Annotated in this window: 28 protein-coding genes; 11 read left to right on the top strand and 17 right to left on the bottom strand. The window is 61.6% G+C overall.

Features of this window, described 5'->3' with window-relative positions; translation table 11 throughout:
- Positions 1–31 precede the first annotated feature (31 nt).
- Positions 32–886, top strand: coding sequence for a sulfurtransferase (locus AB7933_RS31635; RefSeq protein ID WP_024077924.1), 855 nt, complete (start codon positions 32–34; stop codon positions 884–886).
- Positions 887–953: 67 nt separating this feature from the next.
- On the opposite strand, the gene AB7933_RS31630 is transcribed toward AB7933_RS31635, so the two are convergent.
- The 4 genes from AB7933_RS31630 to AB7933_RS31615 form a co-directional block, all read right to left on the bottom strand.
- Positions 954–1,949, bottom strand: coding sequence for a hydrolase (locus AB7933_RS31630; RefSeq protein WP_024077923.1), 996 nt, complete (start codon positions 1,947–1,949; stop codon positions 954–956).
- A 352-nt stretch (positions 1,950–2,301) separates the two neighbouring features.
- Entirely contained in the window at positions 2,302–2,919 is a 618-nt protein-coding gene (gene rsmD, locus AB7933_RS31625) for a 16S rRNA (guanine(966)-N(2))-methyltransferase RsmD (protein WP_024077922.1), read from the bottom strand.
- Positions 2,919–4,409: a M16 family metallopeptidase gene (locus AB7933_RS31620; RefSeq protein WP_024077921.1), complete on the bottom strand. Its 1,491-nt coding sequence runs from the start codon at positions 4,407–4,409 to the stop codon at positions 2,919–2,921. Before AB7933_RS31620 ends, rsmD begins: the two co-directional genes overlap by 1 nt.
- Positions 4,402–5,757 (bottom strand): M16 family metallopeptidase, encoded by a 1,356-nt coding sequence (locus tag AB7933_RS31615; protein WP_024077920.1) that lies wholly within the window; start codon positions 5,755–5,757, stop codon positions 4,402–4,404. The genes AB7933_RS31620 and AB7933_RS31615 overlap by 8 nt, the downstream gene beginning before the upstream one ends.
- A gap of 498 nt (positions 5,758–6,255) precedes the next feature.
- Here AB7933_RS31615 and ftsY point away from each other — a divergent pair, with 498 nt between their 5' ends.
- From ftsY to rpoH, 4 genes are all read left to right on the top strand, one after another.
- Positions 6,256–7,662: a signal recognition particle-docking protein FtsY gene (gene ftsY / locus AB7933_RS31610; protein WP_024077919.1), complete on the top strand. Its 1,407-nt coding sequence runs from the start codon at positions 6,256–6,258 to the stop codon at positions 7,660–7,662.
- On the top strand, positions 7,659–8,330 hold the full coding sequence (gene ftsE, locus AB7933_RS31605) for a cell division ATP-binding protein FtsE (RefSeq protein ID WP_003213784.1): 672 nt from the start codon (positions 7,659–7,661) through the stop codon (positions 8,328–8,330). The genes ftsY and ftsE overlap by 4 nt, the downstream gene beginning before the upstream one ends.
- A complete protein-coding gene (ftsX, locus tag AB7933_RS31600) occupies positions 8,327–9,349 on the top strand; it encodes a permease-like cell division protein FtsX (RefSeq protein WP_024077918.1) in 1,023 nt (340 codons plus the stop codon). Before ftsE ends, ftsX begins: the two co-directional genes overlap by 4 nt.
- Before the next feature lie 129 nt (positions 9,350–9,478).
- Complete coding sequence (rpoH, locus tag AB7933_RS31595; protein ID WP_003176698.1) at positions 9,479–10,333, top strand: RNA polymerase sigma factor RpoH; 855 nt, start codon at positions 9,479–9,481, stop codon at positions 10,331–10,333.
- A 47-nt stretch (positions 10,334–10,380) separates the two neighbouring features.
- On the opposite strand, the gene mtgA is transcribed toward rpoH, so the two are convergent.
- Positions 10,381–11,103: a monofunctional biosynthetic peptidoglycan transglycosylase gene (mtgA, locus tag AB7933_RS31590; protein ID WP_024077917.1), complete on the bottom strand. Its 723-nt coding sequence runs from the start codon at positions 11,101–11,103 to the stop codon at positions 10,381–10,383.
- 74 nt (positions 11,104–11,177) lie between these two features.
- Between mtgA and AB7933_RS31585 the strand changes: the two genes are divergently transcribed.
- From AB7933_RS31585 to trmB, 4 genes are all read left to right on the top strand, one after another.
- Positions 11,178–11,555 carry a DUF423 domain-containing protein gene (locus tag AB7933_RS31585; RefSeq protein WP_024077916.1) on the top strand — a complete coding sequence of 126 codons (378 nt, stop codon included), beginning with the start codon at positions 11,178–11,180 and terminating at the stop codon, positions 11,553–11,555.
- Between the two features lie 83 nt (positions 11,556–11,638).
- Positions 11,639–11,839, top strand: a complete 201-nt coding sequence (gene thiS / locus AB7933_RS31580) for a sulfur carrier protein ThiS (RefSeq protein WP_069077196.1) — start codon at positions 11,639–11,641, stop codon at positions 11,837–11,839.
- Positions 11,840–11,904: 65 nt separating this feature from the next.
- Positions 11,905–12,699 carry a thiazole synthase gene (locus AB7933_RS31575; protein ID WP_017845016.1) on the top strand — a complete coding sequence of 265 codons (795 nt, stop codon included), beginning with the start codon at positions 11,905–11,907 and terminating at the stop codon, positions 12,697–12,699.
- Between the two features lie 9 nt (positions 12,700–12,708).
- Positions 12,709–13,434, top strand: a complete 726-nt coding sequence (gene trmB, locus AB7933_RS31570) for a tRNA (guanosine(46)-N7)-methyltransferase TrmB (protein WP_024077914.1) — start codon at positions 12,709–12,711, stop codon at positions 13,432–13,434.
- 142 nt (positions 13,435–13,576) lie between these two features.
- Here trmB and AB7933_RS31565 read toward each other — a convergent pair whose 3' ends face one another.
- The 9 genes from AB7933_RS31565 to AB7933_RS31525 all read right to left on the bottom strand — a co-directional run bounded on the left by AB7933_RS31565 (position 13,577) and on the right by AB7933_RS31525 (position 20,211).
- Positions 13,577–13,900 carry a DUF3392 domain-containing protein gene (locus AB7933_RS31565; RefSeq protein WP_003176691.1) on the bottom strand — a complete coding sequence of 108 codons (324 nt, stop codon included), beginning with the start codon at positions 13,898–13,900 and terminating at the stop codon, positions 13,577–13,579.
- Between the two features lie 19 nt (positions 13,901–13,919).
- Positions 13,920–15,122, bottom strand: a complete 1,203-nt coding sequence (hemW, locus tag AB7933_RS31560) for a radical SAM family heme chaperone HemW (RefSeq protein ID WP_024077913.1) — start codon at positions 15,120–15,122, stop codon at positions 13,920–13,922.
- Positions 15,119–15,715, bottom strand: a complete 597-nt coding sequence (gene rdgB / locus AB7933_RS31555; RefSeq protein ID WP_162163625.1) for an RdgB/HAM1 family non-canonical purine NTP pyrophosphatase — start codon at positions 15,713–15,715, stop codon at positions 15,119–15,121. The genes hemW and rdgB overlap by 4 nt, the downstream gene beginning before the upstream one ends.
- Positions 15,712–16,146: a DUF4426 domain-containing protein gene (locus AB7933_RS31550; RefSeq protein ID WP_024077911.1), complete on the bottom strand. Its 435-nt coding sequence runs from the start codon at positions 16,144–16,146 to the stop codon at positions 15,712–15,714. Before AB7933_RS31550 ends, rdgB begins: the two co-directional genes overlap by 4 nt.
- Positions 16,147–16,167: 21 nt before the next feature.
- Positions 16,168–16,788, bottom strand: a complete 621-nt coding sequence (gene metW / locus AB7933_RS31545) for a methionine biosynthesis protein MetW (RefSeq protein ID WP_024077910.1) — start codon at positions 16,786–16,788, stop codon at positions 16,168–16,170.
- 7 nt (positions 16,789–16,795) lie between these two features.
- On the bottom strand, positions 16,796–17,935 hold the full coding sequence (metX, locus tag AB7933_RS31540) for a homoserine O-succinyltransferase MetX (RefSeq protein ID WP_024077909.1): 1,140 nt from the start codon (positions 17,933–17,935) through the stop codon (positions 16,796–16,798).
- Between the two features lie 125 nt (positions 17,936–18,060).
- On the bottom strand, positions 18,061–18,648 hold the full coding sequence (locus tag AB7933_RS31535; protein WP_024077908.1) for a YggT family protein: 588 nt from the start codon (positions 18,646–18,648) through the stop codon (positions 18,061–18,063).
- A 24-nt stretch (positions 18,649–18,672) separates the two neighbouring features.
- Positions 18,673–19,491 carry a pyrroline-5-carboxylate reductase gene (proC, locus tag AB7933_RS31530; RefSeq protein ID WP_024077907.1) on the bottom strand — a complete coding sequence of 273 codons (819 nt, stop codon included), beginning with the start codon at positions 19,489–19,491 and terminating at the stop codon, positions 18,673–18,675.
- Between the two features lie 33 nt (positions 19,492–19,524).
- On the bottom strand, positions 19,525–20,211 hold the full coding sequence (locus AB7933_RS31525) for a YggS family pyridoxal phosphate-dependent enzyme (RefSeq protein WP_024077906.1): 687 nt from the start codon (positions 20,209–20,211) through the stop codon (positions 19,525–19,527).
- A 57-nt stretch (positions 20,212–20,268) separates the two neighbouring features.
- On the opposite strand from AB7933_RS31525, the gene AB7933_RS31520 reads away from it, so the two are divergent.
- Positions 20,269–21,303 carry a type IV pilus twitching motility protein PilT gene (locus tag AB7933_RS31520; RefSeq protein WP_024077905.1) on the top strand — a complete coding sequence of 345 codons (1,035 nt, stop codon included), beginning with the start codon at positions 20,269–20,271 and terminating at the stop codon, positions 21,301–21,303.
- A 139-nt stretch (positions 21,304–21,442) separates the two neighbouring features.
- Here the strand turns inward: AB7933_RS31520 and AB7933_RS31515 are convergent, their stop codons facing one another.
- On the bottom strand, positions 21,443–22,078 hold the full coding sequence (locus AB7933_RS31515; protein WP_024077904.1) for a C40 family peptidase: 636 nt from the start codon (positions 22,076–22,078) through the stop codon (positions 21,443–21,445).
- Positions 22,079–22,328: 250 nt separating this feature from the next.
- Between AB7933_RS31515 and AB7933_RS31510 the strand changes: the two genes are divergently transcribed.
- On the top strand, positions 22,329–22,757 hold the full coding sequence (locus AB7933_RS31510) for an NINE protein (protein ID WP_024077903.1): 429 nt from the start codon (positions 22,329–22,331) through the stop codon (positions 22,755–22,757).
- 66 nt (positions 22,758–22,823) lie between these two features.
- On the opposite strand, the gene AB7933_RS31505 is transcribed toward AB7933_RS31510, so the two are convergent.
- Together AB7933_RS31505 and AB7933_RS31500 are read right to left on the bottom strand one after the other, a co-directional pair.
- Positions 22,824–24,095, bottom strand: coding sequence for a dihydroorotase (locus tag AB7933_RS31505; RefSeq protein WP_024077902.1), 1,272 nt, complete (start codon positions 24,093–24,095; stop codon positions 22,824–22,826).
- Entirely contained in the window at positions 24,092–25,096 is a 1,005-nt protein-coding gene (locus tag AB7933_RS31500) for an aspartate carbamoyltransferase catalytic subunit (RefSeq protein WP_024077901.1), read from the bottom strand. The genes AB7933_RS31505 and AB7933_RS31500 overlap by 4 nt, the downstream gene beginning before the upstream one ends.
- Positions 25,097–25,100 lie beyond the last annotated feature (4 nt).

Here is a 25,100-nt window from a genome sequence, read left to right as displayed (position 1 = left end):
CCTTTCCCACCTGTATTTGTAGGAGTCCGTCATGCCACTTGCCCAATTGATCAGCCCCCAGCAATTAGCCGAGCGCCAAAAGTCGGCGGGGCTGGTGATCCTGGATTGCCGTTTTGCCCTGGAAGACCCGGATTACGGGCGTTGCAGCTACGCCGAAGGGCATATCGAAGGCGCGCAATATGCTGACCTGGAGCGCCATTTGAGCGGGCCGGTGACCAAGGGGGTGACCGGGCGTCATCCCTTGCCAGAGGCGAAAAGATTCGTCGAACAGCTCCAGGCCTGGGGCATCAATGCCGACACCGACGTGGTGCTTTATGACGACGGCCCCGGCGCCTATGCCGCTCGCGCCTGGTGGCTGTTGGCCTGGCTGGGCAAGCGTGACGGCGTGTTTATCCTGGACGGTGGCCTCAAGGCCTGGCACTCCGCGGGTTTCCCGTTGAGCCTGGATGCGCCGGTAATTGCGCCTGGCACCTTTGTGGGGGCGCCGGACAATCACCTGCTGCTGGACGCCGAACAGCTGCAAAAACGCCTGGGCCAGCCCGGCCTGACCTTGATCGATGCCCGTGCCCAAGCACGTTTTCGCGGTGAAGTTGAGCCTATTGACCCGATTGCTGGGCATATCCCCGGTGCTCAATGTGCAGCGTTTAGCGAAAACCTGGGCAGTGATGGGCGTTTCCTGCCGGCCGACCAACTCAAGCAACGCTTCGCCGCGCAGTTGCAGGGCCGCTCGCCCGAAGATCTGGTGGCTTACTGCGGCTCGGGCGTGACGGCGTGCCACAACCTGTTCGCCCTGAGCCTGGCGGGTTACCCGTTGGGCAAGTTGTATGCGGGGTCGTGGAGCGAGTGGATTACCGATCCCGCGCGGGCAATCGCTACGGGTGACTGAGTTCCCTGCCTCAAATGTGTAAACGATGTCCCCGGTTTCAGATGTAAACGATGTCTACGGTTTTACTTCAACCGTGTTGGGCCAGTAGCCATTGGGGGATGCGCCGCTCCAGGTAGTAGCTGGGGCGTTTCAGTGAGCCGTCGACGAAGCCCACGTGCCCACCTTTGGTCGTCAGCTCAAACTCGGTGCATGCCGACAGCTCGCTGGCTTCGGGCAAGCTGTGGGCGAATACGAACGGGTCGTCGGCAGCTTGGATAATCAACGTCGGTGTGCGGATAGCGCCCAGGTAGTAGCGGCTCGACGCGCGCCGGTAATAGTCCTCGGCACTCAAGAAACCATGCAGCGGCGCGGTCACCCGGCCATCGAAGTCCCAGAACGTGCGCATCTTCTCCAGTGAACCGAGGGCTTCCAGGGTTTTCAGCCCGTCCGCACGACCATCCTGTAAAAAGCGGCTTTGTTTGGCGCGGATATACGCGAGCATTTCGCGCATGAAGTGCTTTTGATAGATCCGCGAAAAGCCCAGCCCGATGCGATCTGCGCACTGGTCCAGGCGAAACGGCACCGACACCGCTGCTGCGCCTTGCAGCCCCGAAGCGTCGCCGGTTTCGCCCAAATGCTTGAGCAGCACATTACCGCCCAGCGAATAACCCACTGCATACAGCGGTGCCAATGGTCGTTTGGTGCGCAGGTGGGTAATCGTGGCTGCCAGGTCTTCACTGGCTCCGGAGTGATAGCTGCGCGCCAACAGGTTCGGCTCGCCCGAGCAGCCGCGCCAGTTCAGGGCTGCGCTGGCCCAGCCTTGTACGGCGAGGGCTTTTTGCAGGCCGGCCACGTAAGGCGAGTTGGATGAGCCGGTGAGCCCGTGCAGCACCAGTACCAACGGTGCTTGCGCGTCGTGCGGGCCGTGCCAGTCGAGGTCGAGAAAGTCGCCATCTTCCAGCCATAGCCGTTCGCGCTGGCGTTCGAGGTGGGTGGTAGGGCGCCACAGCGGCCCCCACAGGGTTTGCAGGTGAGGGTTGCCGAGGCCGAAGGCGGGGGTGAACAGGTCGGAGGACGGTGTCATGAAACTCTCGGTTTTGAGCTAACTCACTGTCTGTGGCGAACGGGCTTGCCCTAATGCCGTTCAGTTAAGAGTACATCGCCTTCTGTAGGAGCGAGCTTGCTCGCGAAAAACGTCAACGATAACGCGTGTTTCCTGAATCAACGCGGCGCCTGTGAGTTTTTCGCGAGCAAGCTCGCTCCTACAAAAAAGCCTTAACTGAACGGCATTAGGGCTTGCCCCGCGTTGGGCTTCGAAGCAGCCCCATCAAGAACACCGCATTTATTCAGTCAGAGTGCCGTCGCAGGTTTTAGGGCTGCTTCGCAGCCCGACGCGGGGCAAGCCCGCTCGCCACAATTGACGCCAGTCTGAAAGGTCAGACGGCGCTTTCGACCAACCGATGCCACAGCGCGTAATACACCCGCCCGGATTTTTGCTCCCGGTGCAGGCGCCAGGCGCCCGGCAAACCCAAGGTAGACGGTGCCGTCTCGCTTTCAGTGTAGATCCATGAGTCCGGTGCCAGCCATTGGCGCTCTTCAAGCAATGCGCACACCGTCGGCAACAGGTTCTGGTTGAATGGCGGGTCGAGGAACACCACGTCGTATTCGCTCGCCGCCTGGGTTTCCAGGTAGCGCAGCGCGTCAGCGGTCTGCACCTGGCCGTTGGTGCAGCGCAGGGTGCCCAGGTGCTCCTTGAGGCTGGACACCGCCACATTGCTGGCATCCAGCGCCTGTGCCTGGGCCGCGCCACGGGACAGCGCCTCCAGGAACAGGGCGCCGCTGCCGGCAAACGGGTCCAGCACCTTCGCCCCGGCGATGTACGGGGCCAGCCAGTTGAACAGGGTTTCGCGCACGCGATCCGGCGTTGGGCGCAAGCCCACGACGTCGGGGAAGCTCAGCTTGCGGCTGCCCCATTCGCCGCCAATGATGCGCAGTTGGCCCACACCGTTATGCACGTTGTGGACAGGTTTTTTCGGGCGAGATGAACTGGCCATTAATGCTCCGGAACCCCGAGCGGCTGCTCGGCAGGTTTATCAGTGGGGGGCGGTAGTGGCTTTTGCGCAGTGGTCGGGCCGGCGGTCACGATGACCATCTTGTCGGCGCTCAAGTGTTTGTTCAAGGCAGCCTTGACCTGCTCTACGGTCAGGGCCTGGGATTGTTTCATGAAATCTTCCAGGTAGCTCAGCGGCAGGTTGTAGAAACCCATGGCGCCCAGTTGCCCGACGATATCGGCATTGCTCGCGGTCGACAGCGGGAAGCTGCCGGCCAGCTCGCGCTTGGCGTCATCCAGCTCCTTTTGCGTCGGGCCGGTCTTGAGGTAGTCGGCGAGCACATCCTCGACCAGGCGCAGGGTGCCACCGCTCATTTCCGCGCGGGTCTGCAGGTTGATCATGAACGGGCCGCGTGCCTGCATCGGCGAGAAACCGGAGTACACGCCGTAGGTCAGGCCGCGCTTCTCGCGCACTTCACTCATCAACCGGGTGCCGAAACCACCGCCGCCGAGGATCTGGTTGCCCAGGGAGAGGGCCGCGTAGTCCGGGTCGGCTCGGTCGATACCCAGTTGGGCGAACAACAGGTGGGTCTGCTTGGACGGAAACTCGATATGGCTCAGGCCAGCCTTGGGCTCGGTCGGCTGGGCGATCTTCGCCAGGGCCGGGCCCTTGGGCAGCGAGGCCGACACTTTGGCCGTCATCGCTTCGGCTTCGGCGCGAGTCAAATCACCGACCACGGCAATCACGGCATTACCCGCCGCATAAGCCTTGGCATGGAACGCCTGCAACTGCGCGAGGGTAATCTTCGGAACGCTTTCTGGCGTGCCTTCGCTTGGGTGAGCGTAAGGGTGATCGCCGTACAGGCGCTTGAACAGTTCAAGGCTGGCCAGTTTGCCGGGGTTCTGCTTCTGGTATTCAAAGCCGGCGAGGATCTGGTTCTTGATCCGTGCCAGGGAGTCGGCGGGGAAGGTCGGCTTGCCAATCACCTGGTCAAACAGCGTCAGGGCGGCGTCGCGCTTGGTGCTGTCGCTCAGGCTGCGCAGGGAGACCAGCGCCATGTCGCGATAAGCGCCATTGCCAAAGTCGGCGCCCAGGCTTTCAAAACCGCTGGCGATCTGGCTGACATCCTTGCCCGGCACGCCTTCGTTGAGCATGGCGTTGGTCATCAGCGCGAGGCCCGGGACGTTGCCGTCCTGGCTGCTGCCAGCGGCGAACAGGATACGCATGTCGAACATCGGCAGTTCATGGGCCTCGACGAACAGCACCTTGGCGCCTTCGGCGGTGGTCCAGGTTTGCACATCGAGCTTGCGATTGGTCGGCGCCTTGCCGTTCAGCTCTGCCAGAGATTGCAGCTTGTTGGCCGATTGGGCCTTGTCCAGGGCCTGGCTGGCGACGGACTCGCTGGGGCGCAGGAAATACACGGCGCTTGCTGCGATCAAGGTGACGGCGATCAGGCCGGGCAGGATCAGGCGGCTGCTTTTGCGATCACTCATGAGCGGTCTCCTGAGGCAGAACATGGGCGACGCTGAGACGTTCGCGGGTGAAATAGGTGTGTGCGGCCTTCTGGATGTCTTCCGGGGTCACGCTTTGCAGGTCGGCCAGCTCGGTGTCCATGAGTTTCCAGGACAGGCCGACGGTTTCCAGGGAGCCGATGGCCGTTGCCTGGCTGGTGATGGAATCACGTTGGTATACCAGGCCGGCGATGACCTGGGCACGGATGCGCTCCAGTTCTTCGGCGGTCGGTGGCTTGGCCTTCAACTCTTCCAGCAGGCGCCACAGGCCGGCTTCGGCTTGGGCAACGGTCTTTTTCTTTTGCTGGTTCGGGGTGGCCGAGAGGGTGAACAGGCTGTCACCCCGGGTGTAGGCGTCGTAGTTGGTGGATGCGGCGGATACCAGCTCTTCACCACGCTCCAGTTGCTCGGAGATCCGTGCACTGTAGCCACCGTCCAGCAGGGCCGAGATCAGGCGCAGGGCTTGGACCGAGCGCTTGTCTTCGGCGGTGGCCAGGCCGGGTACGTTGAAGCCCAGGATCACACTCGGCAATTGGGTCTGCACGTGCATCGTCAACAGGCGCTCGCCGGGCTCGGCCAGTTCCATCGGGATCTTGGCGGGCGGTACGTCACGCTTGGGGATAGGGCCGAAGTAGCGCTGGGCCAGGTTTTTTACCTCATCCGGGGTTACATCGCCCACCACTACCAGCGTGGCGTTGTTCGGCACATACCAGGACTGGTACCAGTGGCGCAGTTCCTCGACCTTCATGCGGTCGAGGTCGGCCATCCAGCCGATGGTCGGCGTGTGGTAGCCACTGGCGGGGTAGGCCATGGCCTTGAAGCGCTCGAAGGCCTTGGACATCGGGTTATCGTCAGTGCGCAGGCGGCGCTCTTCCTTGATGACCTCGATTTCGCGGCTGAACTCGTCGGCCGGCAGGCGCAGGCTGGCCATGCGGTCGGCTTCCAGCTCGAAAGCGACGCCCAGGCGGTCGCGGGCCAGTACCTGGTAATAAGCGGTGTAGTCATCGCTGGTGAAGGCATTTTCTTCGGCGCCCAGGTCGCGCAGGATCAGCGAGGCTTCGCCGGGGCCGACCTTGGCGCTGCCTTTGAACATCATGTGTTCCAGAGCGTGGGACAAACCGGTCTGGCCTGGGGTTTCGTAGCTCGAACCGACCTTGTACCAGACCTGCGAAACCACCACCGGCGCGCGATGGTCTTCGCGCACCACGACCTTGAGGCCGTTATCCAAGGTGAATTCATGGGTGGGTTGTGGGTCGGCAGCCAAGGCTGAGAGGGGCAGACAAACTGTGCTGAGCAGCAGGCCTGCAGCGCGGCGGGCTAGAGCATTCATTCGTTTTTAAACCTGTTGGGCTGCCCGCTTGGTCTTAGCGTCGGCGGGCGAGGAGGTTAGGGCGTGTCATTCATCATTACCAGTGCCGCGCCGGAGCCTGCTAGTGTGCAGGGCAAGGCGCGAGGAGCGCAGTTTGGTCGTTTCAAATAAGCTCCGAGTAACGCAGCCCTGCACACTAGCAGGCCCGGCCCTCCGGGTTGTGCCTAAAAGCCAGCCAGGCTGCGTTGCAGGCCTTGGCAAGGAAAGCACATTCCCTGCGGCCTGCGCCTTGCCTGGCTGGCTTTTAGGCGACAACGCGGCACTGGTAATGATGAATGACACGCCCTAGGATACTGATCCGACCTAGGGACGGCCACTATGGCTGTCTTGTTGAGGCCCTATTTAGGCCTTACAAAATGTTGCGCATGAACGAGCTGGCTAAAAAACAGTCTGTTACGCATCGAATTTTATTTACCGATGTGCCCCTTGGCGCGTCGCTACCTTGAGATAGCCGTCTCCATGTTTGGTTCCAACGACGACAAGAAGACCCCAGCTGCGGCTGGCGAGAAAAAAGGCCTGTTCGGATGGCTGCGCAAAAAGCCGCAGGAAACCGTCGTCGAACAGCCACAGGTTCAAGCTGAGCCGATCCCCGCTCCTATAGTAGAAGCCGAACCGGTTGCCCAAGCGCCGGCGCCGGTGGTGCTGCCGATGGCTGAACCGGTGTTGCAGCCAGTGGCCGAAGTGGTGCCGGAACCTGAGCCCGAGCATAAGCCGTGGCCGGAGCTGCCGGTGGCCGAGGAGCCCGTGGCGTTGGTTGACGATGTGCAGGCCGAGCATGTGACGCCGCCGATTCCGGTGGTTATCGAGCCGGCTCCTGTTGTGTTCGAAGCCCCTGCGCCTGTGGCTGTGAGCGAGCCGACGCCCGTTGCGGTTGTCGCGCCCGTGGTTGAGCCGGGTCCCGTCGAGCCCGAGCCCGCCGCTGCCGTCGAAACCAGCAAGACCGGTTTCTTCGCCCGCCTCAAGCAAGGCCTGAGCAAGACCAGCGCCAGCATCGGCGAAGGCATGGCCAGCCTGTTCCTGGGCAGGAAGACCATCGATGACGAACTGCTCGAAGATATCGAGACTCGCCTGCTGACGGCGGACGTGGGCGTTGAAGCCACCGCCGTGATCATCCAGAGCCTGACCCAGAAGGTCGCGCGCAAGCAGTTGACCGACGCGGACGCACTGTACAAGTCCCTGCAAGCCGAGCTGGCCGCGATGCTCAAGCCGGTGGAAGCGCCGCTGGTGATTACCCCGAAGAAACCTTTCGTGATCCTGGTCGTGGGCGTCAACGGCGCCGGCAAGACCACTACCATCGGTAAGCTGGCCAAGAAGCTGCAACTGGAAGGCAAGAAAGTCATGCTCGCCGCTGGCGACACCTTCCGCGCCGCTGCTGTGGAGCAATTGCAGGTCTGGGGTGAGCGCAACAAGATCCCGGTGATCGCCCAGCACACCGGTGCCGATTCGGCCTCGGTGATCTTCGATGCCGTGCAAGCCGCCAAGGCGCGCAATATTGACGTGCTGATCGCCGACACCGCCGGTCGCTTGCACACCAAAGACAATTTGATGGAAGAGCTGAAGAAAGTCCGCCGTGTGATCGGCAAGCTCGATGCCGACGCGCCGCATGAGGTGTTGCTGGTGTTGGACGCCGGCACTGGGCAGAACGCCATCAGTCAGGCCAAACAATTCAACCAGACGGTACAACTGACCGGCCTGGCATTGACTAAGCTCGACGGCACGGCCAAGGGGGGGGTGATCTTCGCCCTGGCCAAGCAGTTCGGGTTACCGATTCGTTACATCGGCGTTGGTGAAGGCATCGACGACCTACGCACCTTTGAAGCCGAACCCTTTGTCCAGGCACTGTTTGCCGAGCGGGAGCGTTCATGATTCGATTCGAACAGGTCGGTAAACGCTATGCCAACGGGCATGTCGGCTTGCATGAGCTGAGCTTTCGAGTGCGTCGCGGCGAATTCTTGTTTGTGACCGGCCATTCGGGCGCCGGTAAAAGTACATTGTTGCGCCTGCTGCTGGCCATGGAGCGCCCGACTACCGGCAAGCTGCTGCTGGCCGGGCAGGACCTGGCCACCATCAGCAATGCGCAGATTCCGTTCCTGCGCCGCCAGATCGGCGTGGTATTCCAGAACCACCAGTTACTGTTCGATCGCACGGTGTTCAATAACATTGCCTTGCCATTGCAGATACTCGGGTTGTCCAAGGCCGAGATCGTCAAGCGCGTGGATTCGGCCCTGGAGCGCGTGGCGCTGTCCGACAAGACCGACCTCTACCCGGGTGACCTGTCCACAGGCCAGCAACAGCGCGTCGGCATCGCCCGCGCTATCGTCCATCGCCCGGCCCTGCTGTTGGCGGACGAACCCACCGGTAACCTCGACCCGCGCCTGGCCGCCGAGATCATGGGGGTGTTTGAAGACATTAATCGCCTGGGCACCAGCGTATTGATCGCCAGTCACGACCTGGCGTTGATCGCGCGCATGCGCCATCGCATGCTCACGCTGCAACGCGGGCGCCTGATCGGCGACGGGGAGGCTGGCGTATGAGTGCGACCCGCAGCCCCAAGGTTTCCGAGCGTGTGGCGCCAAAGGCAGCCGACCCGCAGCCGAAAAAGAAAAAACACGACGAAGACGACGGCCCGGACTTCAGCACCCTGTTGCGCGCCTGGATCGAAAGCCATCGCGCCAGCCTGCTGGACAGCCTGCGTCGTCTGGGCAAGCAGCCCATCGGCAGCTTTTTCACCTGTTTGGTGATGGCCGTGGCCTTGAGCCTGCCGATGGGCTTGTCGCTGTTGCTCAATAATGTGGAGCGCCTGGGCGGTTCCTGGCAGCGTGCGGCGCAGATTTCGCTGTACCTGAACCTGGATGCCAGCGCCAAGGAGGGCGAGGCTCTGCGTGATGACATCAAGAACCTGCCGGGCGTGGCGGATGCCGAGTACATCAGTCGCGATCAGGCCCTTGAAGAGTTCCAGCAGCAGTCCGGATTAGGTGAGGCGCTCAAAGAGCTGCCGCAGAACCCGCTGCCGGGCGTGGTGCTGGTGACGCCGAATGAAGTCGACAAGCCTGCCCTTGAAGCGCTGCGACAAAAACTCGCAGAGATGCCCAAGGTGCAACAGGCGCAACTTGATCTAGTCTGGGTAGAGCGCCTGGCCGCGATTCTCAAGCTGGGCGACCGCTTTGTGTTCGGCCTGACGGTGCTGTTGGTGTCTGCATTACTTTTGGTGATAGGTAATACCATTCGTCTTCATATTGAAAACCGTCGCACCGAGATAGAAGTGATTAAACTGGTCGGCGGCACGGACAGCTATGTGCGTCGTCCCTTTCTGTACATGGGCGCGCTTTATGGCTTTGGTGCGGGGATCTTGTCCTGGGGCGTCCTGGCGTTTGGCCTTGACTGGCTGAATGACGCGGTGGTCGGGCTTGCCGGCTTGTACGGCAGTGATTTCGCCCTGGCGGGCGTGCCGGTTGCCGACGGTCTGTCGCTCTTGCTTGGCGCGGTATTGTTGGGGTATATCGGTGCGTGGATTGCGGTCGCACGGCATTTACGTGAGCTGGCACCGAAGTAGTTAATGTCAGGGTAATGTGGTTTCGTTTGTATTGGCCGTATCAGTAGTTTAGGGAACTTGTCCTACGGTTCCCGGTCAATTTTCGCAGTGCTGAACTGCACGAGTTATGTGAGTCGGAGGTTTTTTCGTATGACCACTTCTTTGCAACCTGCTTATGCTTTGGTCCCAGGTGCGAACCTGGAGGCTTATGTGCACACGGTGAACAGCATTCCATTGCTGACACCGGAGCAGGAGCGTGAACTGGCCGAGAGTCTCTACTATGAGCAGGATTTGGGGGCGGCTCGGCAGATGGTGCTCGCCCACCTGCGTTTTGTCGTACATATCGCCCGTAGCTACAGTGGCTACGGCCTGGCCCAGGCTGACCTGATCCAGGAAGGCAACGTCGGCTTGATGAAGGCTGTAAAGCGCTTCAACCCGGAGATGGGTGTGCGCCTGGTGTCGTTTGCCGTGCACTGGATCAAGGCGGAAATCCACGAATTCATCCTGCGCAACTGGCGCATCGTGAAAGTCGCGACCACCAAGGCCCAGCGCAAGCTGTTCTTCAACCTGCGCAGCCAGAAGAAACGCCTGGCGTGGCTGAACAACGAGGAAGTCCACCGCGTGGCCGAAAGCCTTGGCGTGGAGCCCCGTGAAGTACGTGAGATGGAAAGCCGCCTGACCGGCCATGACATGGCCTTCGACCCGGCCGCCGAAGCGGACGACGACAGCGCGTTCCAATCGCCAGCCAACTACCTGGAAGACCACCGGTACGACCCGGCGCGTCAACTGGAAGACGCTGATTGGAGCGACAATTCCAACCACAACCTGCACGAAGCGCTGGAAGTGCTGGACGACCGCAGCCGTGACATCCTCTACCAGCGCTGGCTGGCGGAAGAAAAAGCCACGCTGCACGACCTGGCGCAGAAGTACAACGTGTCGGCCGAGCGGATTCGTCAGCTTGAGAAAAGCGCGATGAATAAGCTGAAGCTGTCGATCGCGGCTTAAAAATGTGGGAGGGGGCTTGCCCCCTCCCACATTTGTTTTGTGTTGTCTCAGTCGGACCAAGGCGCCTTGCGCGAATTGTTCAACTCCACCAGATAACCATCCCCACCCAACTGGCTCATCTGCTGGCGAATCCATGCGGCCCGTCGCGCCACATAGGCGGTCGGATGGCTTGCGCTCCACACCCGTGGGTTAGGCAGTACCGCCGCCAGATAGCTGGCTTGTTGCCGGGACAGCCCCTTGGCACTTACGCCGAAGTGATGCTGCGCCGCCGCTTCCGCGCCAAACACGCCCTCATCCCACTCCACGCTGTTGAGGTACACCTCAAGAATCCGCTCCTTGGGCCACAGCACCTCGATCAGCCCGGTAAACCAGGCCTCCAGGCCCTTGCGCAAATAACTGCGGCCTGCCCACAGGAACAGGTTTTTCGACACCTGCTGGCTCAGCGTACTGGCGCCGCGAATCGAACCGCCGCGCTCGTTGTGCAGGAGCGCCGCCTGGATCGCGCCGAAATCAAAGCCCCAATGCTGCGGGAAGCGCTGGTCTTCACCGGCCATCACCGCGACCTTGAGGTCATCGGAGATCTGGTCCCAGGGCACCCAGGTGCGCTGCAGGTCAATGGGTTCGCCGTCGAACCAGGATTCAACCTTGCGTTCCACCATCAACGCCGTGAACGGTGGCGGCACGAAACGGAATAGCAGCACCAGCAAAACGCTGCCGATGGCAAACCATTTCACGACTTTGAGAAAACGATTGAAGAGGACACGCAGCATAGAGATGGCTTGGCCGAACCCGTTGAGCGGGCCATTATACAGACCCTGCCCAATGAGTCTGACTGGAGTTCCTCATGCTGCGTGGCTTTCTGATGTTGGCTGCCTTTTTCGGCTTCACCGGCGTCGCCCTCGGTGCATTCGCCGCCCATGGCCTGAAAAACCGCCTGAGCGCCGAGTACCTGGCAATCTTCCACACCGGCGTCACCTACCAGTTGGTGCACGCCCTGGCGCTGTTCGGCGTCGCGCTGCTGGCCGCGCACATGCCTGGCCGGCTGGTCAACTGGGCGGGTCTCTCGTTTACCGTCGGTATTCTGCTGTTCTCCGGCAGCCTGTATGTGCTGACCCTGACTGGCATCAGCAAGCTGGGCATCATCACGCCATTTGGCGGGCTCGCGTTCCTGCTGGGCTGGTTCTTCCTCGGCCTGGCGGCATGGCGCCTGCAGGCTGATTAAAGCTTTCGCTGACCGGAGGACTTGGGCCAGCAACCTCAATCGGGCTAGAATGCTGGCCCCTAAAAACGATGGCGGCCCGTGGCATGCGCATTCAGTTGAACGGCGAATCTTTTGAACTGCCCGACGGGGAATCCGTTGCGGCCCTGCTGACCCGCCTGGACCTGACCGGGCGTCGCGTCGCAGTGGAGCTCAACCAGGATATCGTCCCGCGTAGCCAGCACGCCGAGACCGCGCTCACCGAAGGTGACCAGGTCGAAGTGGTGCACGCCATCGGCGGCGGCTAGTCGTCCGGCGTCCAGGCGCGCCACCCCGGATTCTGCAGAACCTCACCCCATTTCGAGGATTTCCCATGAGCATCGTTCGTAGCGACAAGCCCTTCGTCCTGGCCGGCCGCACCTACCAGTCCCGTCTGCTGGTCGGCACCGGCAAGTACCGCGACATGGAAGAAACCCGCCTGGCCATCGAAGCCTCGGGCGCCGAGATCGTGACCGTGGCCGTGCGACGCACCAACATCGGCCAGAACCCGGGCGAACCGAACCTGCTGGATATCCTGCCGCCAGACCGCTACACCATCCTGCCGAATACCGCCGGTTGCTACGACGCCATCGAAGCCGTGCGCACCTGCCGCCTGGCTCGTGAGCTGCTCGACGGTCACAATCTGGTGAAGCTGGAAGTACTTGCCGACCAGAAAACCCTGTTCCCCAACGTGATCGAAACCCTCAAGGCCGCCGAAACCCTGGTCAAGGAAGGTTTCGACGTGATGGTCTACACCAGCGACGACCCGATCATCGCCCGCCAACTGGCCGAAATCGGCTGCATCGCCGTGATGCCACTGGCTGGCCTGATAGGCACGGGCCTGGGGATCTGCAACCCGTATAACCTGCAGATCATCCTCGAAGAAGCCAAGATTCCGGTGCTGGTGGACGCGGGTGTAGGCACTGCCTCCGACGCCACCATCGCCATGGAACTGGGCTGCGAAGCGGTGCTGATGAACTCTGCCATCGCCAATGCCCAGCAACCGATCATGATGGCAGAAGCCATGAAACACGCGATCGTCGCGGGCCGCCTGGCCTACCTTGCCGGGCGCATGCCGAAAAAACTCTACGCCAGCGCCTCCTCGCCGCTGGATGGTCTGATCAAGTAAGAGCCATTGATGACTGAATCAAACGAAACGCCGAACACCGTGGACGCAGGCGACGAGTCCAAGCACCGCCGTATCAAGAGTTTTGTGATGCGCGCCGGTCGCATGACCGAAGGCCAGCAAAAGGGGCTGGAACAGGGCACGCCGCTGTTCGTCCTGCCCCTGGCCGACGCGCCGGTGGATTACGACCAGGTGTTCGGTCGCTCGGCCCCACGTTCCCTGGAAATCGGTTTCGGCATGGGCCACTCCCTGTTGGAAATGGCCGCGGCCTCGCCCGAACAGGATTTCATTGGTGTGGAAGTGCACCGGCCCGGTGTCGGCGCGCTGCTCAACGGCGTGCTCACCCAGGGCCTGACCAACCTGCGGGTGTATGACTGCGACGCGATCGAGGTGCTCAACCGCTGCATCGCCGACAACAGCCTTGACCGCCTGATGCTGTTTTTCCCTGATCCGTGGCACAAAAGCCGTCACCACAAGCGCCGTATCGTCCAGGCCTCCTTCGCCGAGTTGGTGCGTAGCAAGTTGAAAGTCGGCGGCATCCTGCACATGGCCACCGACTGGGAACCCTACGCGGAATACATGCTGGAAGTGATGAACGTCGCCCCCGGCTACCGCAACCTGGCCGAAGACGGCAAATGCGTACCGCGCCCGGCCGAACGCCCGATCACCAAGTTCGAACGCCGCGGCGAGCGGCTGGGGCATGGGGTTTGGGATTTGAAGTTCGAGAAAGTGGACTGATCAGCCGGTCACTTGGAATGCGGTCAAAATGTGGGAGGGGGCTTGCCCCCGATAGCGGTGGGTCAGTCATAGAGTGGTTGACTGATATTCTGCTATCGGGGGCAAGCCCCCTCCCACATTTGTATCTGTGTTGGGTATGGAATCAGCGGCGATCAGCGACGACGCCAATCAACACCAGCACCACCACCAGCACCGGCGCCAGGCTGTAGTTATTGAACTGGCTCAACCCTCGCACAATCCACGGCGTGGCGTAGATCAGCGCCGCGCCGCTGCCGATCATGCACAGCAGGGCCATCAACGGTACGCGCAACGCGCCGGCGATGCTGCCCAGGCGGGCTTCAACCCAGCCCTTGATGTCCGCGCCGAACAGCACCAACAGGCAGCCGACGAGGGCCAGGGATATTTCCGACAGGTTGCTGCGGCTCCAGCGGGATACGGTGGCGAGCAGGTCGAGTACCAAATCCATTCGATTTCCTTAAGAGCGATCAGCTCAAAAACTTCTGCAACAGGTCATTGAGAAAGAGTTGCCCGCGGTCGGTGGCCACCAGGCGTGACGGTTCGACCTGCATTAAGCCACTTTGTTCTGCCTCGCGCCGGGCCTCATCGAGGCTGGCCAGGTCGAGGCCGGTGCGCTCGGCATAGAGCTTGGCCTCGACGCCTTCGGTGAGGCGCAGGGCGTTCATCAGGAACTCGAACGGCAATTCTTCGTTGGTCAGTTCCTTCGCGCCAGCCTGAAAGCTTTTGGCCGGGTTGAGGTAGTCCTTCGGCGCGCGGGTCTTCCAGGTACGCACGATGCGTCCATTCGGGAGGCTGAGCTTGCCGTGGGCGCCGGCACCGATGCCGATAAAGTCACCAAAGCTCCAGTAGTTGAGGTTATGTCGCGCCGCACGCCCCGGTTGCGCATAGGCTGAGACTTCATATTGCGCGTAACCGTGTTCGGCCAGCAGCGCCTGGCCGGCTTCCTGGATATCCCACAAGGTATCGTCTTCCGGTAGCGTCGGCGGCTGGTTCCAGAAGACGGTGTTGGGCTCCAGGGTCAGCTGGTACCACGACAAATGGGTCGGCTTGAGCGCGATGGCCTGGCGCAGGTCGCCCAAGGCGTCATCCAGGGACTGATCGGGCAAACCGTGCATCAGGTCCAGGTTGAAGTTGTCGAACCCGGCCTGGCGCGCCATGCCGGCGGCGCGCATGGCTTCATCGCCGTTGTGGATGCGGCCCAGGGCTGCGAGTTTTTCCTGCTGGAAGCTCTGGATGCCGATGGACAGGCGATTGATCCCCAGCTTGCGGTAAGCCACGAACTTCTCTTGCTCGAACGTTCCGGGGTTGGCTTCCAGGGTGATCTCGATGTCGTCGGCAAACGGGATGCGTGCTTCAACCCCCTTGAGCAGGCGACCCAGCGCGGCGGCGCTGAACAGGCTCGGGGTGCCACCGCCGAAGAAGATCGAACTCAGTTCACGGCCGTACACCGCGTGCAGGTCCTGATCGAGGTCGGCCAGCAGCGCGTCGACGTACTCTTCTTCCGGCAACACGGGGCTGGCGGTGTGGGAGTTGAAGTCGCAATAAGGGCATTTGCGCACGCACCACGGGATGTGGATATACAGCGCCAGGGGCGGCAGCACCGGCAACGCCGCCCTTGGTGTTTGCGCGCCGCCGTGGATCAGCGGCTGCGCGGAGGTGTTCTGGGTCATTTCAAGCCCAGGCGCTGGCGCAGCAAAGCCATGGCGCGGGCGCGGTGGCTGATCTGGTTTTTGTCGGCCGGGCTCAGTTCGGCGCTGGAGACATTGCGCTCCGGCACCCAGAACAGCGGGTCGTAACCAAACCCATGCTCGCCGCTGGCCGCATGCAGGATGCGCCCGTGCCACAGGCCTTCGCAAAGGATCGGCAGCGGGTCGTCGGCATGTCGCACCAGAGCCAGCACGCAGACGAACTGCGCACCGCGCTCGGCGTCCGGTACTTCCTTGAGGGCGTCCAGCAGCTTGGCGTTGTTGGCCGCGTCACCCTTGCCGTCGGCATAGCGCGCGGAATAGATACCCGGAGCGCCGCCGAGGAAGTCCACCGCCAGGCCCGAATCATCGGCCAACGCCGGCAGGCCCGAGATGCGTGCAGCATTGCGCGCCTTGAGGATGGCGTTCTCGACGAACGACAGGCCAGTTTCTTCCGGTTCCACCTGGCTGAACTCACCGATCGAGCGCAGTTGCACGGATTCGCCGAGCATGGCCTGGAGTTCTTTGAGTTTGCCGGCGTTATGGCTGGCCAGCACGAGTTGAGTCAGGTTCATCAGTCCGCCGGAAACAGTTCCTGGTTGAATTGGAAACCATGGGCCTTGCCGCCGGTTTCAACATTGATGGTGAAAACCCGCATTTCTTGTTGCGGCACGTTGTAGGGCGCGAGGTAATAGATCGCACCTTTCTCGGTAATCTGCTTGAACGTCAGGATTTCGCTCCTGCCGCTCAGGTCTTTGACCGTGCCGGTGACTTGCGCGGCCACGGGCGTCACGCCCTTGATCACGGTCACGTTGATCAGCCCCTTGTTTTTGCTGCGTACCACGCCAACCGCCTGGGCCGTGTCGGGCTGCAGGAAGCTGGAGGTGAAGGTGTTGTAGTGTACGGTGATATCGCCAAATTCTTTCTGGCGTTTACTGTCGATAGGGTCGGCGGCCATGGCGCTGACGCCCAGGCACGCGGTGAGTAGAAAAACAGCCAGGCGACTCATGATCGTCCTCCTTAAAAATAGTTAGACGGCAATCTTATGGTCCGTCAGACCAGGACTGCTGACCCGGTAAATCCCAATCTCACCCAACAAATTAGGCCATAGCTTACTCGCCCAGCCGTGGCGATGCTGTTGATCGACGGCAAGGCGGTTGATCACCTTGGCTTTGCGTTCGCCGCACAGCGCTTCGAAGTCTTCGAACGTGCAGAAGTGGATGTTCGGCGTGTTGTACCAAGTGTAAGGCAGGAAATCCGATACCGGCATGCGGCCCTTGGTGGCCAGGTACCAGCGGCAGCGCCAGTGCCCGAAGTTGGGGAAGGTGATGATGCACTGGCGGCCGACGCGTAGCATCTCGTCGAGGATGCGGTCCGGGTAATGCACCGCTTGCAGGGCCTGTGTCATCACGACGACGTCGAAGCTGTTGCTGGCAAAGTTGCCCAGGCCCTTGTCCAGGTCCTGCTCGATCACGTTGATGCCCTTGGCCACGCACTGGGCGATGTTGTCCGGGTCGTTTTCCAGGCCGTAGCCGGTGACCTGCTTGTTGTCGCGCAGCCAGCTCAGCAGTTCGCCATCGCCGCAGCCAAGGTCGAGCACACGGCTGCCGGCGGGTATCCAGTCTTGGATGATTTCCAGGTCGGCTCTCATGGCGTTCTCACAGAGTAATGCGGTTCATGTAGTTCCTGAACGCCTGCAGATAACGAGGGATCGGGATCAGGAAGGCGTCGTGGCCTTGCGGAGCATCGATTTCCAGGTAGCAGACGTCTTTCTTCGCTGCCATCAAGGCATCCACCAGTTCCCGCGAGCGGGCAGGCGAGAAGCGCCAGTCGGTGGTGAACGACATCACGCAGAATTTGGCCTTGGCACCTTCGAAGGTTTTCGCCAGGTCATCGTTGAAGTTCGCCGCCGGGTCGAAATAGTCCAGGGCCTTGGTCATCAGCAGGTAGGTGTTGGCATCGAAACGCCCGGAGAACTCCTCGCCCTGATAACGCAGGTAGCTCTCCACCTGGAATTCGACGCTGTGGAAGTCGTAGTTGAGCTTCTCGCTCTTGAGGCCACGGCCGAATTTTTCGCCCATGGAATCATCGGACAGGTAAGTGATATGCCCGACCATCCGCGCCAGCATCAGCCCACGCTTGGGGATCACGCCCGCTTCCTGGAACGAACCGCCGTGAAAATCGGGGTCGGTCAGGATCGCCTGGCGGGCCACTTCGTTGAAGGCGATGTTCTGCGCCGACAACTTGGGCGCCGAGGCGATCGCCAGGCAATGGCGCACGCGATCCGGGTAGGTGATGGTCCATTGCAGCGCCTGCATGCCGCCCAGGCTGCCGCCGATCACGGCGGCCCATTGCTGGATGCCCAGCAGGTCGGCCAGGCGGGCCTGGCTGTGGACCCAGTCTTCCACGGTCAGCACCGGGAAGTCCGCGCCGAACGGCTTGCCGGTTTCCGGGTTGAGGCTGCTGGGGCCGGTGGAGCCGTTGCAACCGCCGAGGTTATTCAGGCTGACCACGAAGAACTTGTTGGTATCGATGGGCTTGCCGGGGCCGATGCAGCTGTCCCACCAGCCCGGCTTGCGCTCGTCGGCACTGTGGAAACCGGCGGCGTGATGATGGCCGGACAAGGCGTGACAAATCAGCACGGCGTTGCTCGCCGTGGCGTTCAGTTGGCCGTAGGTTTCATAGATCAGGTCATAGGCAGGCAGCGAACGGCCGCAGGCCAGGGCCAGCGGTTCGCTGAAGTGCGCCACTTGGGGCACGACCAGTCCAACAGAATCGGGGGGGAAGGCAGTTGGCATCGACCCTGCTCTCGTTTAAATGAGGCGTAAGTCTAAAGACCGCTGCACCCAGCGGCAAGCAAAGGCCGGAGGGGAGTGGGAGATCGTTCTCGCGCAGGGCGTGAGAACGATCATCCGAGGGAGGATCAGATCAGGCCAAACAACAGCGGCGGCATGGCGACGAAGTCCGCCAAGTATGGAATCGCCCAGCTTTGCAGGAGCTGGATCGCAATGAACGCGAAAATCGGCGAGATATCCAGGCCACCCAGGTTGGGAATCAAACGACGGAACGGCGCCAGCACCGGCTCAGTGATCTGCGCCACCAGCTCAGCCCCCGGGCTGCGGCTGCCCGGTGCCACCCACGACAGAATCACGCTGATGATCATCGACCAGAACAGGATCTTCAAGAACAGCGAGAACACGCCAATCAGTGCCCACGGCAGCAACAGCAAGGTTTTGGGCAAGTAGCCCTTGAGCATCAGGATGACCGCAAACAGCAGGATCTGCAGCAGCAGCGCCAGCACCAACGAGGACATGTCCAGGCCGAACATGCTCGGGACCACCCGGCGCAGGGGCTTGAGCAGTGGTTGCGTGGCCTTCACCACGAATTGGCACAGCGGGTTGTAGAAGTTCGCCCGCACCAGTTGCAGGATAAAACGCATCAGCACGACCAGCAGGTACAGGCTGCCCAGGGTCTGGATGATGAAGATCACAGCGTCATTGAGTCCAAGCATCATTTATTCCTTTGTAAGGGACGACTATTGGCCCAGTTGTTCGGCCATTTCAGCCGAACGGTGCGCAGCGGCGCCGAGAGCTTTTTCCACCAGGGCTTCAAACCCCCCGGCCTGGAACGATTCGATAGCGGCTTGCGTGGTGCCGCCTGGGGAGGTCACGCGACGGCGTAGCTCGGCGGCATCCACTTCGCTGGTCACGGCCATCTGCGCGGCGCCCAGGGCGGTTTGCTCGGCCAGTTGCTCGGCGACTTCCTGGGGCAGGCCCAATTTCACGCCGGCGGCGGTCATGGCTTCGATCAGCAGGAAAAAGTACGCCGGACCGCTGCCGGACACGGCGGTGACCGCATCCAGTTGCTGTTCCTGTTCCAGCCACAAGGCGATGCCCACGGCGGACAGCAGTTCCTGGGCCTGGTCGCGCTGTTGGGCGGTCACTTCGGACGTGGCGTACAAACCGCTCACACCCTTGCGCAGCAGCGCCGGGGTGTTGGGCATGCAGCGTACGATCGGCTGGGCGCCGAGCCAGTTGTTCATGCTGGCGCAAGTGATGCCGGCGGCGATGGACACCACCAGTTGATGGGGTTGCAGGCTTGGGCGCAGGCTTTCGCACACGGCCTTCATGGCCTGCGGCTTGACCGCCAGCACGACCACGTCGACGCCCTGGATGGCCTCGGCGTTGTCGGCGAACGTGTCGATACCGTGCTCGGCGCTGACGCGGGCGCGGGTCTCGGCGCCCGGGTCGCTGGCGCGAATCTGTTGGGCTTGCAGGCCCTTGGCCCGCAGGCCGCCAATCAGGCTGGCCGCCATGTTACCGGCGCCGATAAAGGCAATACGCGTGTTGCTCATGACAGGTCCTTATTCAGTGGGAGATCAGCCATTTCACGGCTGGCCATAATCGCGGGCGCCAAACAGGGCGGTGCCGATCCGCACCCAGGTGGCACCTTGGGCGATGGCCGACTCAAGGTCATGGCTCATGCCCATGGAAAGTGTGTCCAGCGGCAGGTTCAGGCTGGCTTGCAGGTCACGCACGGTGGCGAACGCTGCATCTTGAGCGGTTCGATCTTCCGTTGGCTCGGGGATCGCCATCAGGCCGCGCAGCTTCAAGCGCGGCAGGGCGCTGATGGCGTTGGCCAGGGCCGGCAGGTCGGCGGGAGTACAGCCGGATTTGCTGGCCTCGCCACTGACGTTGACCTGGATGCAGATATTCAGTGGCGGCAGGTCAGCCGGGCGTTGTTCGGAGAGGCGTTGTGCGATTTTCAGGCGGTCCACGGAATGCACCCAAGCGAAATTCTCGGCGATCGCACGAGTCTTGTTCGATTGAATGGGGCCGATGAAGTGCCAACTCAAGGGCAGGTCGGTTAATTCGGCCTGTTTGCCCAATGCTTCCTGCAGGTAGTTCTCACCGAAGTCGCGCATGCCGGCGGCATAGGCTTCGCGCACGGCTTGCGCGGGTTTGGTCTTGCTCACGGCCAGCAGGTGGATGCTGTTTGCGTCACGTTGCACGGCGTTGGCTGCGGCGCGGATCCGCTCGCTAACCAGGCCGATGTTGTCTGCTATCGTCGACATTCAAGATGCGCCCGTGGATATGGAGTCCGCGGCATTCTACTGGAAATGGAAAGCCCTATGGATATCACTGAATTACTGGCGCACAGCGTACGCCAGGGCGCCTCCGACCTGCATCTGTCGGCTGGCCTGGCGCCGATGCTGCGGGTGGACGGTGAGGTATGGCCGTTGGATTGGCCGGTACTGGCACCTGCCCAAGTGGCTAACTTATTGAGCCCTTTGCTCAACCAATACCAACAAAAGGATTTCGAAACATCTCTTGAAACGGATTTTGCCTTCGAACTGCCCGGTGTGGCGCGGTTCCGGGTCAATGTATTTCAGCAGGCGCGCGGTATGGGGGCGGTGTTTCGCACGCTTGCAGCCGAGGTCCAGAGCTTGGAAGCCCTTGGCCTGGGGGAGGTGTTCCAGCGTATTGCCCAGTTGCCGCGCGGCCTGGTACTGGTGACCGGACCCACCGGCTCCGGCAAGTCCACCACCCTGGCGGCGATGATCGACTACCTCAATCAGCATCGGCGCCAGCACATCCTCACCCTCGAAGACCCTGTCGAGTTTATCCATACGCCGAAAATGGCCCTGATCAACCAGCGTCAGGTCCACCGCGACACCCACAGTTTTTCCACCGCCCTGCGTTCGGCCCTGCGGGAAGACCCGGATGTGATCCTTGTGGGCGAATTGCGCGACCTGGAAACCATTCGCCTGGCGCTGACGGCCGCTGAGACCGGCCACCTGGTCTTTGGCACCCTGCACACCACCTCGGCGGCAAAGACCGTGGACAGGCTGGTGGACGTGTTCCCGGCGGGGGAAAAGGCCATGGTCCGCACCATGCTGTCTGAGTCGCTGCAAGCGGTGGTGTCACAGGTGTTGGTCAAGAAGCTCGGCGGTGGGCGGGTGGCCGCCCATGAAATCATGTTGGGCACGCCAGCCATCCGTAACTTGATCCGCGAAGACAAGGTGGCGCAGATGGTCTCGGCGATTCAGACCGGTGCAGCGTTGGGGATGAAAACCTTGGATATGAGTTTGAAGGCGTTGGTCACGGAAGGCGTGATCAGTCGGGAAGAGGCGCGGGAGAAGGCGAGGGTACCTGGGGATATCTGAGGGCTTGTGGACAGTACAAATCAAATGTGGGAGGGGGCTTGCCCCCGATAGCGGTGGATCAGTCACTTTGATGTCGACTGACACTCTGCTATCGGGGGCAAGCCCCCTCCCACATTTATTACTGCATTCCAGCTTTGGATCAGCGTTGGACTACCCGCAAGGTGTTCTGCTCTTTTGGCAGAACCCGCTTGGCAATCACGTAGTTCTTGTCCCAGAACGGCTTTTTCAGGGTGTCGATGCTGACCGACTTGCCACGGCGTGGTGCGTGGATAAAGCGGTCGTTGCCCAGGTAGATGGCAACGTGGTTGACCTTGCGGCTCTTGAGTTTGAAGAACAACAGGTCGCCCGGTTTCAAATCCTTGCGCTCAACCTTTTGCCCGTGGCCGGCGGCCATGGCGTTGGAGGTGCGCGGCAAATCCACGGCCGCTACGTCGTTAAACGCATATTTCACCAAACCGCTGCAGTCGAACCCTTTACTTGGGCTGCTGCCGCCCCAACGATAAGGAGTACCGAGCACGTTGACGGCGCGGCTGAGGACGGTGCTGCTTTGTTTGGTGTTGGCTGCCATCAGGCCTGGGGTGGTTTTGCCGTGGGCCTTGCTCAGTTGAGTCGGGCGGCTGACAGTAGGCTTGGCTGATTTGGCCGTGCTTGGTGTGCTGTGAACTTTAGGGGTGAAACCGTTTACGTTAGGAAGTCGTTGCTCACGATTGGTGGCGTGGGCGGCCAGTGGCATTAATAGGCAAATGGTTAGCCATGTCTTGAAAAATGGTCGCATTAGGCGTGGCTCTTATGGGTTTGCGCGCAACTTTATAACAGCTTTTTGTGTCGTTCTCAGGCCGTTTGTCGACTGAACCTTGGGGTCAAATCCAGGAAAAACGCGACGAATCGCCGCAATTGTCCTACACAAGTCAGGTGGCATAAGGCTTTCAGGGGAGGGAAGATACCATTGGCCGTACGTCGGGCGCCCGTAAAAAAGTCACAAATAAAGTGAAAAAATTTATCTATCAAGGCAAAAGAGGTACTCCATGAACACCTATCAACAGCTTGGTTCGCAGCAAGACACCCACAGCAAGGTGATCGGTTACCTGCTCTGGATTTTCGGGTTTACCGGCTCGCACCGCTTCTATTACGGCAAGCCGGTGACCGGCACGATCTGGTTTTTCACCTTCGGCTTGCTCGGTATTGGCTGGCTGATCGACCTGTTCCTCATCCCGGCCATGGACCGTGAGGCCGACCTGCGTTTTACCGCCGGGCCGATCGAATACAACGTGGCGTGGATTCTGTTGACGTTTCTCGGGGTATTCGGTGTGCACCGGATGTACCAGGGCAAATGGATCACCGGCCTGATCTACCTGCTGACCGGAGGTTTGTTCCTGGTGGGGGTGCTGTATGACTTCTGGACGTTGAATACGCAGATTTCGATCCGCAATGCCGAGCTGAGAGGCGGGCGCTGATTTCTCAGACCTTATAGCGAACTCAATGTGGGAGGGGGCTTGCCTCCCACATTGACCGTGCCCGCTTCAGGCCTGGTAGCTGATCCGCCCATCCACCAGGGTGTAGCGCACCGTCGCCGGCAGGCTATGGCCGATGAACGGGCAGTTTTCACCCTTGGACAACCAGTGCTCGCCGGCAATCGTCGAGCTGGCTGGATCAAACAGCACCAGGTCTGCCGCAGCACCTACCGCCAACTTGCCCGCCGGCAGGCGCAAGGCCTCGGCCGGACCTGCGCTCAGGCGTGCCAGCAGTGTCGGCAGGTCCAGCAAGCCATCCTCCACCAAGGTCATCGCCAGTGGCAGCAACAACTCTACGCTGCTGATACCCGGCTCTGTTGCGCCAAACGGCGCCAGCTTGGCATCGCGCTCGTGGGGTTGGTGATGGCTGGAAATGGCCGAGACCACGCCAGACTTCACTGCGGCACGTAAACCGTCACGGTCGGCACGGGTACGCAGCGGCGGTTGCACGTGATACAGGCTGGAGAAGTCGATCAGCGCCTCGTCCGTCAGGATCAACTGGTACAGCGCCACATCCGCCGTCACTGGCAGGCCACGGGCCTGGGCCTGGGCGATCAGGGCGACGCCGCGAGCACTGGTCAGCTGGCTGAAGTGCGCGCGTACACCGCTTTGCTCCACCAGCAATAGGTCGCGGGCCAGGGCGACGGTTTCAGCGGTTTCCGGAATGCCCGGCAGGCCGAGGAAGCTGGCGACGGCGCCCTCATGGGCCAGTCCACCTTCGGCCAGGTCGCGGTCCTGGGAGTGGAAAATAACGGTCAGGTCGAAGGTCGCTGCGTATTCCAGGGCGCGGCACAAGGTGCGAGTGCTGCGAAAACTCTCCAGCCCGTTGCCGAAGGCCACGCAACCGGCGTCACGCAGGGCGATCAGCTCGGCGAGTTGTTCACCTTCCAGGCCCTTGCTCAGGGCGCCGATGGGAAACACTTTGCAATTACCGGCCTCACGGGCGCGGTCGAGGATCAGTTCGGTCACGGCCGAGGTGTCCAGTACCGGCTTGGTGTGCGGCGGGCAACACAGGCTGGTCACGCCACCGGCAGCGGCGGCGCGGGTTTCGCTGGTAATGTTGCCCTTGCGGCTGTAACCCGGCTCGCGCAGGGCGACGTTCAGGTCAACCAGGCCAGGCGCGGCCACCAAGCCTTTGGCATCGATGGTCTCGACCGCGGTGAACCCGCTGGGCGCCGCACCGATGGCGATGATCTTGCCGGCTTCCAGATGAAGATCGGTAACTTGATCCAGGCCACTGGCTGGATCGATGACTCGGGCGCCGAGAATGCTGAGCTTCACTGGGCCTTCTCCTGCTCGAATTGACGTTGCGCGGTTTGCCCGCTCATGGCCATGGACAACACCGCCATGCGCACGGCGATGCCATAGGTGACCTGGTTGAGAATCACCGACTGGTTACCGTCGGCCACCGCCGACTCAATCTCCACCCCTCGGTTGATCGGCCCCGGGTGCATCACGATCGCATCGGGCTTGGCGCCGGCCAGGCGTGCGGTGGTCAAGCCGAACAGGCGGTAGAACTCGCCTTCGCTGGGCAGCAGGCCACCGGCCATGCGCTCGCGTTGCAGGCGCAGCATGATCACCACGTCCACATCCTTGAGGCCGGTGGTCATGTCGGTGTAGACCTTCACGCCATATTGCTCGATACCCACGGGCAGCAGGGTTTTCGGCGCGATCACGCGGATATCCGGGCAACCCAGGGTCTTCAGGGCCAGCATGTTCGAGCGCGCCACCCGCGAGTGCAGGATGTCGCCGACGATGGCTACCGAGAGGTTTTCAAAGCTGCCCTTGTGCCGACGGATGGTGAGCATGTCGAGCATGCCCTGGGTCGGGTGGGCGTGACGGCCGTCACCACCGTTGATGATCGCTACCTGCGGGCACACGTGTTCGGCGATGAAGTGCGCGGCACCGGAGTCGCCGTGGCGCACGACGAACATATCGGCGGCCATGGCTTCCAGGTTGCGCAGGGTGTCGAGCAGGGTCTCGCCCTTGCTCGCCGACGAGGTGGACACGTTCAACGTGATCACGTCGGCCGACAGTCGCTGGGCCGCCAGTTCAAAGGTGGTGCGGGTGCGGGTGGAGTTCTCGAAGAACACATTGCAGATGGTCTTGCCGCGTAGCAGCGGGACCTTCTTCACCGCGCGGCCACCGACCTCGAGGAACGAGTCGGCGGTGTCGAGGATTTCGGTGAGCAGTTCGCGGGGCAAACCGTCTAGGGACAAGAAATGTTGCAACTGGCCCTGAGCATTGAGCTGCAGCGGGCGCTTGGCATCGAGAGGCGTCATCGCG

This window comes from Pseudomonas gorinensis (genome assembly GCF_042015035.1).
In the GTDB taxonomy this organism is placed as follows: Bacteria; Pseudomonadota; Gammaproteobacteria; order Pseudomonadales; family Pseudomonadaceae; genus Aquipseudomonas; species Aquipseudomonas gorinensis.
This window is presented reverse-complemented; position numbering and strand designations above follow the sequence as displayed.